This is a genomic window from Salmonella sp. SAL4457 (assembly GCF_046548235.1).
GTDB lineage: Bacteria > Pseudomonadota > Gammaproteobacteria > Enterobacterales > Enterobacteriaceae > Salmonella > Salmonella enterica.
In genome coordinates this window covers 1-247 of the sequence record NZ_JBGDZO010001072.1, presented here as the reverse complement: position 1 = coordinate 247, position 247 = coordinate 1, and the positions used below count along the sequence as shown (strand labels likewise).

Annotated in this window: 1 protein-coding gene; it reads left to right on the top strand. The window is 65.6% G+C overall.

Features of this window, described 5'->3' with window-relative positions; all coding sequences use genetic code 11:
* Positions 1–247, top strand: a 247-nt coding sequence (locus ACLJNW_RS27485) for a MaoC family dehydratase (protein ID WP_410961724.1), incomplete at both ends; no start/stop codon positions are given.

Below are 247 nucleotides of genomic sequence, written 5' to 3'. Positions count from 1 at the left end.
ACCAGGAGCGGGTCGACCAGTTCGCCGAATGCACCGGCGACCACCAGTTCATCCACGTCGATCCGGAGAAGGCGGCGAAGACGCCCTTCGGCGGCACCATCGCCCACGGTTTCCTGTCCCTGTCGCTGATCCCGAAGCTGATGGAAGGCCTGCTGGTGCTTCCCGAAGGACTGAAGATGGCGGTCAACTACGGCCTCGATACGGTGCGCTTCATCCAGCCGGTGCGGGTCGGCTCGCGGGTCCGCCT